Origin of the sequence: Kitasatospora sp. NBC_01560, assembly GCF_045208415.1 — a bacterium.
Lineage (GTDB): Bacteria > Actinomycetota > Actinomycetes > Streptomycetales > Streptomycetaceae > Kitasatospora.
On record NZ_CP109364.1, the window covers coordinates 6025398 to 6042065 of the forward strand.

At 73.1% G+C, this 16668-nt stretch carries 8 protein-coding genes; 1 reads left to right on the forward strand and 7 read right to left on the reverse strand.

What is annotated here, in order from left to right; genetic code table 11:
* Nucleotides 1–80: 80 nt before the first annotated feature.
* From OH807_RS26320 to OH807_RS26345, 6 genes are all read right to left on the reverse strand, one after another.
* Nucleotides 81–1295 carry an acetate kinase gene (locus tag OH807_RS26320; protein ID WP_406203177.1) on the reverse strand — a complete coding sequence of 405 codons (1215 nt, stop codon included), beginning with the start codon at nucleotides 1293–1295 and terminating at the stop codon, nucleotides 81–83.
* Nucleotides 1292–3424, reverse strand: coding sequence for a phosphate acetyltransferase (gene pta, locus OH807_RS26325; RefSeq protein ID WP_406203179.1), 2133 nt, complete (start codon nucleotides 3422–3424; stop codon nucleotides 1292–1294). Before pta ends, OH807_RS26320 begins: the two co-directional genes overlap by 4 nt.
* Nucleotides 3425–3823: 399 nt before the next feature.
* A complete protein-coding gene (gene glgB / locus OH807_RS26330) occupies nucleotides 3824–6316 on the reverse strand; it encodes a 1,4-alpha-glucan branching enzyme (RefSeq protein WP_406203181.1) in 2493 nt (830 codons plus the stop codon).
* 158 nt (nucleotides 6317–6474) lie between these two features.
* Entirely contained in the window at nucleotides 6475–7965 is a 1491-nt protein-coding gene (locus OH807_RS26335) for a maltokinase N-terminal cap-like domain-containing protein (protein WP_406203183.1), read from the reverse strand.
* A gap of 245 nt (nucleotides 7966–8210) precedes the next feature.
* Nucleotides 8211–9935 (reverse strand): maltose alpha-D-glucosyltransferase, encoded by a 1725-nt coding sequence (gene treS, locus OH807_RS26340; RefSeq protein ID WP_406203185.1) that lies wholly within the window; start codon nucleotides 9933–9935, stop codon nucleotides 8211–8213.
* The gene (locus tag OH807_RS26345; protein WP_406211196.1) at nucleotides 9932–11887 is read right to left on the reverse strand and encodes an alpha-1,4-glucan--maltose-1-phosphate maltosyltransferase; all 1956 of its coding nucleotides are present in this window, start codon (nucleotides 11885–11887) and stop codon (nucleotides 9932–9934) included. The genes treS and OH807_RS26345 overlap by 4 nt, the downstream gene beginning before the upstream one ends.
* Before the next feature lie 1105 nt (nucleotides 11888–12992).
* Here OH807_RS26345 and glgP point away from each other — a divergent pair.
* Nucleotides 12993–15719, forward strand: coding sequence for an alpha-glucan family phosphorylase (gene glgP, locus OH807_RS26350; RefSeq protein WP_406203187.1), 2727 nt, complete (start codon nucleotides 12993–12995; stop codon nucleotides 15717–15719).
* 60 nt (nucleotides 15720–15779) lie between these two features.
* On the opposite strand, the gene OH807_RS26355 is transcribed toward glgP, so the two are convergent.
* A complete protein-coding gene (locus OH807_RS26355; protein WP_406203189.1) occupies nucleotides 15780–16535 on the reverse strand; it encodes a class I SAM-dependent methyltransferase in 756 nt (251 codons plus the stop codon).
* Nucleotides 16536–16668 lie beyond the last annotated feature (133 nt).

The following is a 16668-nucleotide window of genomic DNA, read 5'->3' on the forward strand; positions in this document are numbered from 1 at the left end:
GGTGCATTCGGCACGAAACGTGAGGAATCGTCGACGAAGGATCCCGAGGAGCGAGACGACGGGGTGTCACTGCCCGGACATCACCGGCCGGGCTGCCGGTGCACCAGGGCGAAGGCCTGTCGCGCGATCTCCAGTTCCTCGTCGGTGGGCACCACGGCGACCGCCACCCGGGAGTACGCGGGCGAGATGATCCGGGCCTCGTCGGAGCGCACCGGGTTCAGCTCGGGGTCGACCACGATGCCCAGCTCCTCCAGCCCGGCGGTGGCCGCCGCCCGCACCGGCGCCGCGTTCTCGCCGACGCCCGCCGTGAAGGCGATCGCGTCCACCCGGCCCAGGATCGCGTAGTAGCCGCCGATGTACTTGCGCAGTCGGTGGATGTACGCGTCGAAGGCCAGCCGCGCGTCGGCGTCGCCCTCGTCGGCCCGCCGCATGATCTCGCGCATGTCGTTGTCGCCGCAGAGGCCGAGCAGGCCGCTGCGGCGGTTGAGCAGGTTGTCGATCTCGTCGATCGAGAGCCCGCCGACCCGGTGCAGGTGGAACACCACGCCCGCGTCGATATCACCCGAACGAGTGCCCATCACCAGGCCCTCCAGCGGGGTGAGGCCCATCGAGGTGTCGACGCAGCGGCCCCCGGCGACGGCCGAGGCCGAGGCGCCGTTGCCCAGGTGCAGCACGATCACGTTCACCTCGGCCGGGTCCTTGCCGAGCAGCCCGGCGGTGGCCCGCGAGACGTACTGGTGCGAGGTGCCGTGGAAGCCGTAGCGGCGCACCCGGTGCTCGTCGGCGACGGTCCGGTCCACCGCGTACCGGGCCGCGTACTCCGGCATCGAGGCGTGGAAGGCGGTGTCGAAGACGGCCACCTGCGGCAGGTCCGGGCGCAGCGCGCGGGCCACCTCGATGCCGGTGATGTTGGCCGGGTTGTGCAGTGGGGCGACCGGGATCAGCCGGCGGATCTCCCGGAGCACCTCGTCGGTGATCACGGTCGGCTCGGTGAACCGCAGCCCGCCGTGGACCACCCGGTGGCCGATCGCCGCCAGTTCGGGGGAGTCCAGCCCGACGCCGTCGGCGGCCAGCTCCTCGGCGACGGCCTTCAGCGCGGCGGAGTGGTCGGGGAAGGCCGCGGCGGACTCCCGCTTCGCGCCGGTGCGCGGGGTGTGCACCAGCCGGCCGCCGGCCTCGCCGATCCGTTCGACCAGCCCGGCGGCGAGCCGGGCCCCGTCGAGCATGTCGATCAGCTGGTACTTCACCGACGAGGAGCCGGCGTTCAGGACCAGGACGCGGGTACCTTCACTCACTTGTCGGCTCCTTCGGCCTGCCGCTGGGACTGGATGGCCGTGATCGCGACGGTGTGGACGATGTCCTCGACCAGGGCGCCGCGTGAGAGGTCGTTGACGGGCTTGCGCAGGCCCTGGAGGACGGGGCCGACCGCCACCGCGCCGGCCGAGCGCTGGACGGCCTTGTAGGTGTTGTTGCCGGTGTTGAGGTCGGGGAAGATCAGCACGGTGGCCCGGCCGGCCACCGGCGAGCCCGGCAGCTTGGTGGCCGCGACGCGCGCGTCCACCGCGGCGTCGTACTGGATCGGGCCCTCGACCAGGATGTCCGGGCGCAGCTCGCGGACCAGTTCGGTGGCCTTGCGGACCTTGTCGACGTCCGCGCCGGAGCCGGAGGTGCCGGTCGAGTAGGAGAGCATCGCGACCCGCGGCTCGACGCCGAACTGGGCGGCGGTCGCGGCGGACTGGATGGCGATGTCGGCCAGCTGCTGGGCGTCCGGGTCGGGGTTGACCGCGCAGTCGCCGTAGACCAGCACCTTGTCGGCCAGGCACATGAAGAAGACGCTCGACACGATGGCGGCGCCGGGCGAGGTCTTGATCACCTCGAAGGCGGGCCGGATGGTGGCGGCGGTCGAGTGGGCCGCGCCGGAGACCATCCCGTCGGCGATGCCCTCCTGGACCATCAGCGTCCCGAAGTAGCTGACGTCGGTGACCACGTCCAGGGCCAGTTCGACGGTCATCCCCTTGTGCGCGCGCAGCCTCGCGTACAGCTCGGCGAACTGGCGGCGCAGCGGGCTGGTGGCCGGGTCGACGATCCGGACCTGCGCGCGGTCGGCGGCGTCGTCGGCGGCGGGCAGGCCGATGCCGAGCGCGGCGGCCTTGCGGCGGACGGCGTCCGCGTCGCCGAGCAGGGTGAGGTCGCAGATGTTGCGGCGGAGCAGGACCTCGGCGGCGCGCAGCACCCGCTCCTCGGTGCCCTCGGGCAGCACCACGTGCCGGCGGGCCGAGCGGGCCCGCTCCAGCAGCTCGTGCTCGAACATCATCGGGGTCACCCGCTCGGACCGGCCGACCTCGATCCGGGTGGTCAACTCGGCGGTGTCCACGTGCAGTTCGAAGAGGCCGAGGGCGATCTCGGCCTTCCGCGGGCTGGCCGCGGAGAGCTTGCCCTCCAGGTGGGTCAGCGTGGCGGCGGTCGGCCAGCTGCCCTCGGGGACGACCGCGACCGGTGTGCCGGGCGCCAGCCGGGCGGCCAGCGCCATCACGTTCGGGCCGGGGTGCTGGCCGAGCGTCAGCAGCACGCCGGCGATCGGCGGGGCGCCGGCGGCGTGCGCGGCCAGCGAGCCGATCACCAGGTCGGCGCGGTCCCCGGGGGTCACCACGAGGGCGCCCTCGGTCAGCGCGTCCAGGAAGGTCGGCAGCATCGCGCCGCCGAAGACGAACCCGCGGACGTCCCGGGCCAGGCCCGCGGCGTCGCCGATCAGCACCTCGGCGCCGGTCGCCTCGACCAGCTGGGCGACGGTCGGCGCGGCCAGCGCCGGCTCCTCCGGGATCACGTAGGCCGGGATCGGCAGCTTCTCGGTCAGTGTGCGCTGGATCTGCTGCTTGGTGCCGGGGGAGACCCGGTTGGCGATCATCGCCAGGGTCTCGCAGCCGAGGTCGGTGTAGGCGCGGTGGGCGTTGCGCACCTCGGCGATCACGGCCCCGGCATCCTCGCCGTGCCCGCCGACCACCGGCAGCACGGCGGCGCCGAACTCGTTGGCGAGCCGGGCGTTGAAGGCCAGCTCGTCGGGGATGTTGGTGTCCGCGAAGTCGGTGCCCAGCACCAGCACGGCCTGGCAGCGCCGCTCCAGCGCCCGGAACCGGTCCACCAGGGTGGAGACCAGCTCGTCCTGTCCGTGGGCGGCCTGCAGGGCGGCGGCCTCCTCGTAGCCGAGCCCGTAGAGGTCGGCGGGCGGCAGGTCGAGCCGGTAGCGGGTGCGCAGCAATTCGACCACGTGGTCGTGGCCGGCCTCGCCGGGGGCCTGCCGGTGCACGAGCGGGCGGAACACCCCGACCCGGTCCACCTGGCGGGTGAGCAGTTCCATGACCCCGAGTTCGACCGCCTGCCGGCCGTCCCCCCGGTCGATCCCGGTCACGTACACGCTGCGCGCCACGTGGGTTTCTCCGTCCCGTCGTCTCAGAGGATGGTCATATCGACCATACCTTCGCACCGCGAACGCCCGTCCGCGAGCAGAGTCGACCGCCGGGGGCAAGGGTCGAAGGTCATGCCGGGAGGGGCCGGATCAGGGCCGGGCGGCCGGGTCGTACCGCTCGGAGCCGGACAGCTCCGGCAGGACCCCGAGCGGGCTCTCGCTCATCCCGATCTCCGACACGCGCCGGTCCAGCAGCCAGCCGTGCGGACACTGGAGGAAGTTCTGGCGCGGTGGAGCGACCCCAGGAACATGAGCACGAGCAAGGCCCCCCGCCTGCTGCCGATCAGTGGCAGGCGGGGAGCCTGGGGCCGGCGGCGGCCGGGCACAAGGGTTCGGCCGCCGCCGAAGCCCGTACCGCGGTCAGGCCGGGCGCAGCCAGAGGGTGGCGAGCGGCGGGAGGATCAGCTCGGCGCTGCGGGGCTGGCCGTTCCACTCCACGGGCTCGGCCTTGACCGGGCGGGAGTTGCCGGCGCCGCTGCCGCCGTAGGTCTCGGCGTCGGTGTTCAGCACCTCCTCCCAGAGCTGCTCGCGGCCGTCCAGGGCGGGCAGGCCGACCCGGTGGCCGTGGCGCACGACGGGGGAGAAGTTGCAGACCGCGACCAGCGGCGAGCCGTCGGCCGCGTACCGGACGAAGGAGAGCAGGTTGTCCTCGGCGGCGCCGCCGTCGAGCCAGCGGAAGCCCTCCGGGGTGGTGTCCTGCTCCCAGAGGGCGGGCGCGTCGAGGTACGTCCGGTTGAGGTCGCGCACCAGGTGGCGCACCCCGAGGTGCTCGGCGGCGGCCGGCCACTGGTCGTCGAGCACCCACCACTGTGGGCCCTGCTCGTGGTCCCACTCCGATCCCTGGGCGAACTCCTGTCCCATGAAGAGGAGTTGCTTGCCCGGGTGGGCCCACATGAAGCCGAGGTAGGCACGGTGGTTGGCGCGCTGCTGCCACCAGTCCCCGGGCATCTTGGAGACCAGCGCCTGCTTGCCGTGCACCACCTCGTCGTGCGAGATCGGCAGGACGTAGTTCTCCGAGTAGGCGTACACCATCGAGAAGGTGATGTCGTTGTGGTGGTACTTGCGGTGCACCGGCTCCTTGGACATGTAGACCAGCGAGTCGTGCATCCAGCCCATGTTCCACTTCAGTCCGAAGCCGAGGCCGCCGCTGTCGGTGGGCCGGGTGACGCCGTCCCAGGCGGTGGACTCCTCGGCGATGGTGATCACGCCGGGGCAGCGGCGGTAGACGGTGGCGTTCATCTCCTGGAGGAACGCCGCGGCGTCCAGGTTCTCCCGTCCGCCGTACTGGTTGGGCGTCCAGGCACCGCCCTCGCGGGAGTAGTCGAGGTAGAGCATCGAGGCGACGGCGTCCACCCGCAGGCCGTCGATGTGGAACTCCTCGCACCAGTACACCGCGTTGGCGACCAGGAAGTTGCGGACCTCGGTGCGCCCGTAGTCGAACTCCAGGGTGCCCCAGTCGGGGTGCTCGGCGCGCAGCGGGTCGGCGGGCTCGTACAGCGGCTCGCCGTCGAAGCGGGCGAGTGCGAAGTCGTCCTTGGGGAAGTGCGCGGGCACCCAGTCGACGATCACGCCGATCCCGTGCCGGTGCAGGGTGTCGACCAGGTGGCGGAAGTCGTCGGGGCTGCCGAGCCGGGCGGTGGGGGCGTAGTAGCCGGACACCTGGTAGCCCCAGGAGCCGCCGAAGGGGTGCTCCATGACCGGCATGAACTCCACGTGGGTGAAGTTCAACTCCTTCAGGTACTGCGGGAGTTCCTCGGCGATGGCCCGGTAGGAGGTGAGGTCGGGGCGCCAGGAGGGCAGGTGCAGCTCGTAGACCGACATCGGTGCCCGGTGGTGGGCGGCGCGGGCCCGGCGGGCCATCCAGTCGCCGTCCTGCCAGCGGTACGACGAGGAGGTGACCACCGAGGCGGTGCCGGGCGGGAGCTGGGCGGCCCGGGCCAGCGGGTCGGCCTTGTCGAGCACCCAGCCCTGCCGGGTGTGGATCTCGTACTTGTACTCGGTGCCCTCGGCGAGGCCGGGGACGAACAGCTCCCAGATGCCGGAGGAGCCGAGCGAGCGCATCGGGTGCCCGGTGCCGTTCCAGTGGTTGAAGCCACCGATCAGCCGGACGCCGGCCGCGTTGGGCGCCCAGACCGCGAAGGCGGTGCCGTCGACCCCGTCGACGGTGCGCACGTGCGAGCCGAGCGCCTGCCAGAGCTGCTCGTGCCGGCCCTCGGAGATCAGGTGCAGGTCGAGCTCGCCGAGGGTGGGCCGGGCGCGGTAGCCGTCCTGCTGGACGATCGGCTCGCCGCCGGGGTACGTCACCAGCAGCCGGTAGTCCACCGGGCCCGCCTGGGCGCCGGCCAGCAGGCCGGTGAACAGGCCGCCCTGCTGGTGGGTGAGTTCGGCCGGACCCTGCGCGGTCTCCACCACGACCCGCTCGGCGAAGGGCCGCAGCACCCGGATCGCGGTGCCGCCGTGCACCGGGTGGGTGCCGAGCAGCGCGTGCGGGTCGTGGTGCTGGCCACCGACCAGCCGGTCCACCTCGGCCGGCGGCAGCGGCGCCTCGGGCAGCCGGAGCACGCCGCCGGCCGTGAACCCGGCGGTGAAGCCGGGCGCGAAGGCCGGCGCGGATCCGGGTACGGAGTCGGACGCGGATCCGGGTGCCGAGCCGGACGCACGGCCCGCCGTCTCCCCGGCGGTGCCCCCGGGGCCGGCCGCGGGGGAGGGAGCGGGGGAGGGGGCGGGGCGCGCCGCCGCGCGCGGCTCGGCCCGCCGGGGCGCCGCGGGCTCGCGCTGCGGGGAGCCCGCGGCCGCCAGGAAGGTGGCAGGCACGGTACGGGTGGTGCGGCCGGGCGGGTCGAGCGGCGTCACGGCGTGGTCCTCCTGCGGAATCGGTGTGGCCGCGGGAACGTCGGCGGCGGGGGCGTGGGCGAACTCCAGTGCGGCGGACGACCTGGTGGAGCGGCGGAGCCGGGCTGGGCGGGCGGGCGGGCGGTCGGGCAGGGCAGGGCAGGGCGGGGGCGGGAGGGTCAGACGGTGAGCGCGAGGCGGTTGATCGCGGCGAGCGGGATCGGCAGCCAGCCGGGCCGGTGCCGCGCCTCGTACACCACCTCGTACACCGCCTTGTCGATCTCCAGCGCGCGCATCAGCTCCGGCGAGGCGGCCGGGTCGGTGCCGCCGCCGGCGGTGTAGCCGGCGCAGAAGGCGGTGCGGTTGCGCTGCGCCCAGGCGGCGGCCAGGTGGGCCAGCTCCGGGTCGGACGGTCCGCCGGCCAGCAGGTGGGCGGCGGCGTAGTCGAAGGAGCGGAGCATCGCGGCGACGTCGCGCAGCGCGGTCTGCGGTTCGCGCCGTTCGGCGACGGACTTGGCGGGCTCGCCCTCGAAGTCCAGCAGCACCCAGCCGTGCGGGGTGCGCATGGCCTGGCCGAGGTGCAGGTCGCCGTGGATCCGCTGGACGGGCATGCCGTCCGGGTGGGCGTCGGCGAGTTGCTGGAAGGCGGTGCGCAGCGCGGCCCGGTAGCGCATCAGCCCGGGGACGGCGGCCACCGCGCTGTCCAGCCGGTCGGCCATGGCGGTGGCGAGCCGGCGGGTCTGGGTGCGGTCGAGCCGGGTGACCGGCATCGAGCGGGCCAGCACCCGGTGCACTTCGGCGGTGGCCCGGCCGAGCCGGTGCGCCTCGATCGCGAAGTTGCCGGGTGACGGGTCCCCCTTGAGCCGGCCGACCTGGTCGAGCGCCAGCTCCCAGCCGTCCTCGGCCTCCGGCAGGTAGCGCTGGAGCAGGCCGAGGGTGGCCGGTTCGGCGCGCTCCAGCCGGCTCTCGAACCAGGCGGCGACCCGCGGGATGCGGGTCGAGCCGGCCCGGGAGAGTGCCAGCGAGAGCTCCAGGTCGGGGTTGGTGCCGGGGTGGACGCGGCGGAAGAGCTTGAGGATGTAGGAGGTGCCGTAGATGACCGAGCTGTTGGACTGCTCGGCGGTGGAGGCGCGCCCGGGCAGGTTGGCCGGCAGTCCCGAGCCGGGGGTGCGGCGGAACGACAGCGAGCCGAACCGGTCGCCGGTGGCCAGGTGTTCGAGCAGTCGCCCGGTCAGCTCGGGGTCGTGCACGGCGTCGTACAGCGCGGCGCCGTCGTACGGGCCCTGGGTGAGCCGCCCGAGCACCGCGGTCGGCTCGATCTCCGCCGGCCCCTTCGAACGGATGCCGAGCAGCAGTTGGTAGATGTCCCCGTGCGGAGCTCCGGCGGTGGTGGCGTGCTCGACCCGCAGCAGCAGGTGCAGCAGGGCGGGGTCACCGACCTGGAGCGGGGTGCCGACCACCGGCGAGAGGCCGGTGATCGGCCTCCCCTTGCCGGCGTACCAGCGCTGGGTGGGGAGCCACTCGGCGATCAGCGGCAGCGCCGCCTGGACGAGTTCGCTGACCCCCAGTGCGGTTCTCCGGGCCCCGGCGCCCCGCGTGCCCAGCGGCGCGGCGGGGCCGGCCGGGGGGTCGCGGTGCACATGGGCCTGAGAACGGGAGGTTTCGGACATGACTCCCTTTCCCCGGAAGCGGGCGGACTGCCCGACGGGTCTGGCCGGGTCCGTCAGTCTTCCGGATTTCGGCGGCGCGGCGGCGACGGCACGCGAGCGGGGCGCTCGGGTGTCACGCCTTCGTGTGGGTGGCCGTTGGGCTGTTCTCCGTACGCGGTGGTGCAGAGAACTCCGGGGGCGCGGGGGTTCAACTCGCGCCCCCGGAGGGTTCGGTGGTGCTGTCGATCGGTGCTGCTGCCGGATCGTTACTTCGATCGCCCGGTAGTGCTCAGCCGCGGGGGCCGGCGGAGCTGGAACCAGTAGAAGCCGTGCCCGGCGAGGGTGAGCAGGTAGGGCCACTCGCCGATCGAGGGGAAGCGCACCCCGCCGATCAGCTCGACCGGATAGCGTCCGCCGTACTGCCGCAGGTCCAGTTCGGTCGGCTGTGCGAACCGCGAGAAGTTGTTCACGCACATGACCAGGTCCCCCTCGTGCTCCCGCACGAAGGCCAGCACCGCGGGGTTGCTGGAGGGCAGTTCGGTGTACGTGCCGAGCCCGAACGCCGGATTGAGCTTGCGGATCTCGATCATGCGACGCGTCCAGTGCAGCAGCGAACTCGAACTGCTCTGCTGCGCTTCGACATTGGTCACCTGGTACCCGTACACCGGATCCATGATGGGCGGCAGACTGAGCCTGCCCGGGTCGGCGGAGGAGAAACCCGCGTTGCGGTCCGGGGTCCACTGCATCGGCGTGCGCACGCCGTCCCGGTCGCCCAGCCAGATGTTGTCGCCCATGCCGATCTCGTCCCCGTAGTAGAGCACCGGCGAGCCGGGCAGGGAGAGCAGCAGGGCGGTGAACAGCTCGATCTGGTTGCGGTCGTTCTCCAGCAGCGGGGCGAGCCTGCGGCGGATGCCCACGTTGGCGCGCATCCGGGGGTCCTTGGCGTACTCCGCGTACATGTAGTCGCGCTCTTCGTCGGTGACCATTTCCAGGGTCAGCTCGTCGTGGTTGCGCAGGAAGATGCCCCACTGGCAGCCGGCGGGGATCTTCGGGGTCTTGGCGAGGATCTCCGACACGGGGTAGCGGGACTCCCGCCGGACCGCCATGAAGATCCGCGGCATCACGGGGAAGTGGAACGCCATGTGGCACTCGTCGCCGCCGGAGGGGAAGTCGCCGAAGTAGTCGACGACGTCCTCCGGCCACTGGTTGGCCTCGGCGAGCAGCACGGTGTCGGGGTAGTCGGCGTCGATCTCCTTGCGGACCCGCTGGAGGAACTCGTGCGTCTCCGGCAGGTTCTCGCAGTTGGTGCCCTCGCGGGCGAACAGGTACGGCACGGCGTCCAGCCGGAACCCGTCGATGCCGAGGTCGAGCCAGAACCGCAGCCCGGCGATCATCTCCTCCTGGACCCGGGGGTTGTCGTAGTTGAGGTCCGGCTGGTGAGAGAAGAACCGGTGCCAGAAGTACTGCTTGCGCACCGGGTCGTACGTCCAGTTGGAGGTCTCGGTGTCGACGAAGATGATCCGGGCGTCCGGGTACTGCTTGTCGTCGTCGGCCCACATGTAGAAGTCGCCGTACGGCCCGTCCGGGTCGTCCCGGGAGGCCTGGAACCACGGGTGCTGGTCGCTGGTGTGGTTCATGACGAAGTCGATGATCACCCGCATGCCGCGGGCGTGCGCCGCGTCCACGAACTCCATGAAGTCGGCGAGGTCGCCGAACTCCGGCAGCACCGACTTGTAGTCGGCCACGTCGTACCCGCCGTCGCGCAGCGGTGAGGCGAAGAACGGCGGCAGCCAGAGGCAGTCCACCCCGAGCCACTGCAGGTAGTCGAGCTTGGACGTGAGCCCCTTGAGGTCCCCGATCCCGTCGCCGTTGCTGTCCTGGAAGGACCGCACCAGCACCTCGTAGAAGACCGCACGCTTGAACCACTCGGGATCAAGGTTCTTCTTCGAGGTCTCGGGGAAGGTGTCGGGGACGGGCTCGTTCACTGTCACGCTGGGTTCCTCCGAACCGTGAGGAGGTGAGCCGGCTCGGCTGAGGGATCGAGCCGGACGTAGTTGTGCCGGCCCCAGCTGTAGGCGGCGCCGGTGAGCTCGTCGTGCACCGTGAACGGCCCGTCGCCGTCGAGGGTGACGGTCGCCTCCTGGACGTGGTGCGGGTCCAGGTTGATCACCGTGATGACGTGGTCGGTGAGGCCGTCGGCCGTGGTCGCGGTCTTGGAGTAGGCGAGCACCTGGTCGTTGTCGGTGGCGTGGAAGCGCAGGCCGCGCAGCTGCTGCAGCGAGGGGTGCCGGCGGCGCAGCCGGTTCAGCACGGTGAGCAGCGGGGCCAGCGTGTCGGTGCGGCTCCAGTCGCGCGGGCGCAGTTCGTACTTCTCCGAGTGCAGGTACTCCTCGGAGCCGGGGTGGGCCGGCTCGTTCTCGTACAGCTCGTAGCCGGCGTAGACGCCGTAGCTGGGGGAGAGGGTGGCGGCCAGGACGGCGCGGATCGCGAACGCGGCCCGGCCGCCGGTCTGCAGGTAGGCGTGCAGGATGTCCGGCGTGTTGGCGAAGAAGTTGGGCCGCATGTAGGCGGCGGCGTCGCCGGAGAGTTCGGTGAGGTACTCGACGAGTTCCTGTTTGGTGGTGCGCCAGGTGAAGTACGTGTACGACTGGTGGAAACCGATCTTCCCCAGGGTGTGCATCATCGCGGGGCGGGTGAACGCCTCCGCCAGGAAGAGCACGTCCGGGTCGGTGCGGGCGATGTCGCCGAGGACCTTCTCCCAGAACACCACCGGCTTGGTGTGCGGGTTGTCGACCCGGAAGATCCGCACGCCGTGGGACATCCAGAACCGGAGCACCCGGACGGTTTCCTTGACGATTCCGTCCATGTCCTGGTCGAAGTTGATCGGATAGATGTCCTGGTACTTCTTCGGCGGGTTCTCGGCATAGGCGATGGAGCCGTCGGCGCGGTGGCTGAACCATTCGGGGTGCTTGTTCACCCACGGGTGGTCCGGCGAGCACTGCAGCGCGAAGTCCAGCGCCACCTCCAGGTGCAGCGCCCCGGCCTCGGCGACGAAGTGGTCGAAGTCCTCGATGGTGCCGAGGTCCGGGTGGACGGCGTCGTGCCCGCCCTCCGGCGAGCCGATCGCCCACGGCGAGCCGACGTCGTGCGGGCCGGCCGACAGGGTGTTGTCCGGGCCCTTGCGGTAGGCCCGGCCGATCGGGTGCACCGGCGGCAGGTAGACCACGTCGAAGCCCATCGCGGCGACGGCCGGCAGCCGCTCGGCGGCGGTGCGCAGCGTGCCCGGGCGCGGCGGCTCCACCCCGGACGGGTCGACCACCGCGCCCTCCGAGCGGGGGAAGAACTCGTACCAGGAGCCGTACAGCGCCCGCTCGCGGTCCACCTGGAGCGGCAGCGGGCGGGAGGCGCTGACCAGCTCGCGCAGCGGGAACCGGGCCAGCAGGTCCAGCACCTCGGGGGCGAGCGCGGCGGCCAGCCGGGAGAGCGGCGGCAGGCCGGTGTCACGCAGCGCGTCCACCGCGGTGAGCAGGTGCGCCCGGCCCTCCTTCTTCGGCACGCCCCCGGCGGCCCGCTCCAGCAGCAGCGCGCCCTCCTCCAGCACCAGCGCGGTGTCGATCCCGGCGGGCAGCTTCACCGCCGCCGTCCTGCGCCAGGTGGCCAGCGGGTCGCTCCACGCCTCGACCAGGTAGGACCAGCGGCCCGGCGCGGTCGGCGTCACGTACGCGCCCCAGCGGTCGGTGCCCTCGGCGAGCTCGCGCATCGGGGTCCACGGGCCGCTGCGGCCGCGCGGGTCGCGCAGCACCACGTTGGCGTTGACCACGTCGTGGCCCTCGCGGAACACGGTGGCGGTGACCAGGAAGGTTTCGCCGGTCACGGCCTTGGCCGGGCGGCGGCCGGCGTCGACGAGGGGGGAGACGTCAAGGACGGGGATGCGGCCGATCACGGTGTCGCTCTCTGTCGTCTTGCGGGCGGAGGGCTTGCGGGCGGTCGTGGTCCTGGCGGGCGTGGTCCGGGACGTGGTGGTCCGGGCGGTGGCCGGCCGGGTCGGGGCCCTGCGGGCGGCGGTGGGCGCACCGGCCGAGGGGGTGGTCCCGGCCGGTGCGGCCTCGCCGGCGGTCCCGGTCGCGGCCGCGGTGGCGGCTTCGGCGGAGGTGCCTTCGACGGTGGCGGCGCTGCGCCGGGTGGTGGTGCGCTTGCGCGGTGCCGCCGTCCGGCTCTCCTCGGCCCCTGGTTGTCGGGCCGGTTCGGGCTGCTGCTCCGTACGCATAGCCCCGGCACCCCGGGGTGCCGGCATCGGCGCGTCTGTCCGGGTGTCAGAATCCATCCGTCCGGCGGATTCCGCGACCGCTGCGCCGGGCGCGTCGGCCACCGGTGTGGACTGGTCCCGCGTGTCGCCGTGCATGCCAAGCTCCTGCCCGAGATCGGCGGCAGCTCCCGCGGGCCGCACGGGCCGGGGGGGAGTACCGGGAGGACTGCTGGGTGGGGAGGCCGTGCGACCGGAAGCCTGCCCGCGCCGCCGTCCCCGGCAACCTGCCCGGCTCCCGCCGGGCCCCTGACGGGGCGCCCGAGAGCCCGCGCGCGTCCCGGCGCGCGCCCCTCGGGGCACGCCCCTGGGTGACCCAACCCACCCGTGAACGAGCAGGCCGAGTCGGAGGACACGCATCGGTGCGCGGCGCGCGCCGAATGGGCTAAGAAGGTCGGGGAACGATCAACGCGAAAAGGATTCGGACGTGCTGCTTCTAGGGGGGCGCCACCCGTCGCCGCACTCCCCGCCGCATCAACGACCTTGGTTCATAGTCGCACCGGGGACAAGACTTTCGCAGTGGTACGACAGTAGTTTCGGGCCATCGAGGGGACGGGTCCACGACCGGAAATGGAGCTGTACCGCGATGTTCATGTATTGGTAGCGCGGCTCCCCGGAAAGTGCGCCGCGCGCGCCCCCTGTGCAGTCCAATGCGCCGAATGCGATCTCATCAATAGGCCGAACGGAGGCCGAATAGCCCACTTGACGCACCCTCATGAGGGGCGCCGGGTCTACGCTTCACGCCGTGAAGGCAATCCGCAGATTCACCGTCCGCACCGTCCTGCCCGAACAACTCCAGCCGTTGCACGAGCTGGCCCTCAACCTGCGCTGGTCCTGGCACCCCGAGACCAGGGACCTCTTCCGGTCCGTGGACCCGGAGGTCTGGGCCGCGACCGGTGAGGACCCGGTGCGCCTGCTCGGGGAGGTCCCGGCCGCCCGGCTCGCCGCTCTCGCCACCGACCGCCGGTTCCTGCGCAGACTCGGCGACCTCGCCGACGACCTGCGGGAGTACCTGGCCGGCCCGCGCTGGTACCAGGCGGACCGGCACAGCCCGGACCAGGACGCCGTCGGTGCCCCCCAGCCCGCCGCCATCGCCTACTTCTCGCCCGAGTACGGCATCGCCGCGGCGCTGCCCCAGTACTCCGGCGGGCTCGGCATCCTGGCCGGCGACCACCTGAAGGCCGCCAGCGACCTCGGTGTCCCGGTCATCGGCGTCGGGCTGTTCTACCGGCACGGCTACTTCCGGCAGTCGCTCAACCGGGACGGCTGGCAGCAGGAGCGCTATCCGCTGCTCGACCCGGACGAACTGGCCGTCACCCTGCTCCGGGAGGCCGACTCCACACCGACCAGGGTCGATCTGCCGCTGCCCGGCGGCCGCACCCTGGCCGCCCACATCTGGAAGGCCCAGGTCGGGCGCGTCCCGCTGCTGCTGCTCGACTCCGACATCGAGGCGAACTCGCCCGCCGAGCGCGACGTCACGGACCGGCTCTACGGCGGCGGCAGCGAGCACCGGCTGCTCCAGGAGATGCTGCTCGGCATCGGTGGCGTCCGCGCCGTCCGCGCCTACGGCCGGCTGACCGGCCACCCCGCCCCCGAGGTCTTCCACACCAACGAGGGCCACGCCGGGTTCCTCGGCGTCGAGCGGATCCGCGAGCTGATCGCGGACGCCGGCCTGGACTTCGCCGCCGCGCTGGAGGCCGTCCGGGCCGGCACCCTGTTCACCACCCACACCCCCGTCCCGGCCGGCATCGACCGCTTCGACCGGGAGCTGGTCGCCCGCCACTTCGGCGGCGACGCCGCGCTCCCCGGTGTCCCGGTCGAGCAGGTCCTCGCGCTCGGCGCCGAGACCTGGCGCGGCGGTGACCCGAAGCTGTTCAACATGGCCGCCATGGGCCTGCGGCTCGCCCAGCGGGCCAACGGCGTCTCCACCCTGCACGGCGAGGTCAGCCGGTCGATGTTCAACGGCCTCTGGCCGGGCTTCGACGCCTCCGAGGTGCCGATCACCTCCGTCACCAACGGCGTGCACGCCGCGACCTGGATCGACCCGGCGGTCGTGCGGCTCGGCGCGGCCGAGATCGGCGCCGACCGCGCCGAGGACGCGATGACCACCGGCGACGCCAAGCGCTGGACCGGGCTGGAGCGGATCGGCAACACCGAGATCTGGGACCTCCGCCGCAACCTGCGCGCCCAGCTGGTGGACGAGGCCCGCCGCCGGCTGCGTGCCTCCTGGCACCAGCGTGGGGCCGGCGAGGCCGAGCTGGGCTGGGTCTCCTCGGTGCTCGACCCGGACGTGCTCACCATCGGCTTCGCCCGCCGGGTGCCCTCGTACAAGCGGCTCACCCTGATGCTGCGCGACCAGGACCGGCTGCGCACGCTGCTGCTGCACCCCACCCGGCCGGTGCAGATCGTCGTCGCCGGCAAGGCCCACCCGGCCGACGACGGCGGCAAGCGGCTGATCCAGCAGCTGGTGGCGTTCGCCGACGACCCGGCCGTCCGGCACCGGATCGTCTTCCTGCCGGACTACGACATGGCGATGGCCCGGCACCTCTACCCGGGCTGCGACGTCTGGCTGAACAACCCGCTCCGCCCGCTGGAGGCCTGCGGCACCTCGGGGATGAAGGCCGCGCTCAACGGCTGCCTCAACCTGTCCGTCCTGGACGGCTGGTGGGACGAGTGGTACGACGGCCAGAACGGCTGGGCGATCCCCACCGCCGACGAGACCGGCGGCGTCCTCGATCCGGAGAGCAGCGAGGCCGAGCGGCGCGACGACCTGGAGTCGGCGGCGCTCTACGACCTCATCGAGCACCAGGTGGCCGCCCGGTTCTACGACCGGGGCGAGGACGGCCTGCCGCACCGCTGGATCGCCATGGTCCGGCACACGCTGGTGACGCTCGGGCCCAAGGTGCTGGCGGGGCGGATGGTCCGCGAGTACGTCGACCGGCTCTACACGCCGGCGGCGGTGGCCCAGCGGGAGCTGGCCGCGGTGGGCCCGCTCGCGGGCGAGGAGCGCGGCGAGGCGGGCGGGCGGGTCACCGTCCCGTACGCGGGGGCGCGGGAGCTGGCCGGCTGGAAGGCGAGGGTCCGGGAGGCCTGGCCGGCCGTCCGGGTGGAGCACGTCGAGGCGGACTGCCCGGACGAGGCGCAGGAGCTGGGCAGTGCGCTGGCGCTGCGGGTGCAGGTCGCCCTCGGCGCGCTGGAGCCCGGCGACGTCGAGGTGCAGGTGGTCTCCGGCCGGGTGGACGAGTCGGACGGCATCTCGGACGCCTGCCTGCTCGCCCTGAAGCCGGTCGGCGGGCCGGACCTCGACGGGCGCACCCGGTACGAGGGCTCCCTGGAGCTCTGCCGGACGGGCCCGTTCGGCTACACCGTCCGGGTGCTGCCGGCCCATCCGCGGCTGGCCTCGCCGACCGAGCTGGGCCTGGTGGCGCTGCCGGTCGAGTCGGCGGGGATGGACGCGGGGCTGCTGCGCTGAGCAGCCGCCGACGCGGGGCGGGGAGGGCCGGGGCTGCCGGCCCTCCCCGCCCCCGCGCGTTCAGCGGACGGCGGCGACCAGGGCGTCGGTGACCGAGCGCCAGGCCACCCCGGCCTCCCGGAACCCGGCCGCGGTGAGCCGGGTGGTGTGCCAGCCGGCCGGGTGCGACTGGCCCTCGGCGTGCGAGCCGTAGACCGCCTTGCGGGCGGCGACGTGCTCGGCGAGCAGCGGGTCGGCCTCGGCGGCGGCCCACCACTCGGCCCAGTCGAGGACGCCCTCGGCCTTCTCGCGGGCCTGGCGGCGCTGCTGGAAGGCCTCGTCCGCGGCGGTGAGCAGCGGGATCGCCTCCTCCTCGGGCGCGTGGTCGGCGTTGAGCAGGACGCCGCCGGGGCGGAGCAGGCCGGCGAGGTCCTGGTAGAGCCGGGTGAGGTCGTCGGTGCGCAGCCAGTGCAGGGCGGTGGCGGTCACCACGGCGTCGAACCGGCCGGCCGGGAGCCGGTCGGCCCAGTGCGGGTCCTTGAGGTCGGCGGTGACCAGGGTGAACCGGGGTTCGTCGGCGAAGAGGCCGCGGGCGATGGCCATCAGTGCCGGGTCCTGGTCGACGCCGACGCTGGTGGCGCCGGGCAGCCGGGCGAGCAGGCGCTCGGTGATGCTGCCGGTGCCGCAGGCGAGGTCGAGCACCCGCGGTGCGGGGCCGGCCACCGCCTCGACCAGGTCGATCATCACCCGGAACCGCTCCTCGCGGTCGGGCAGGTACCACTCCTGCTGGCGGTCCCAGCTGCGCTGCCAGGTCTGCCAGTGGCTCCGGTCGGTCATGTCGGCTCCCTCGCTCCTGGGCGCGGCCCCGGGACGGTCCGGCCCGGCAACGACTCTAGGCCCTTTCAGTAATGGATGAAAGGGCCTAGAGAGTGTTACTGATGGCGGGTCGCGGCTCGCGGCCCGGCCGGGG

Coding starts and splice junctions, on each gene's coding strand:
- OH807_RS26335 (WP_406203183.1), bottom strand. CDS start 7,965: ATGTCCGAAACCTCCCGTTCTCAGGCCCATGTGCACCGCGACCCCCCG.
- OH807_RS26355 (WP_406203189.1), bottom strand. CDS start 16,535: ATGACCGACCGGAGCCACTGGCAGACCTGGCAGCGCAGCTGGGACCGC.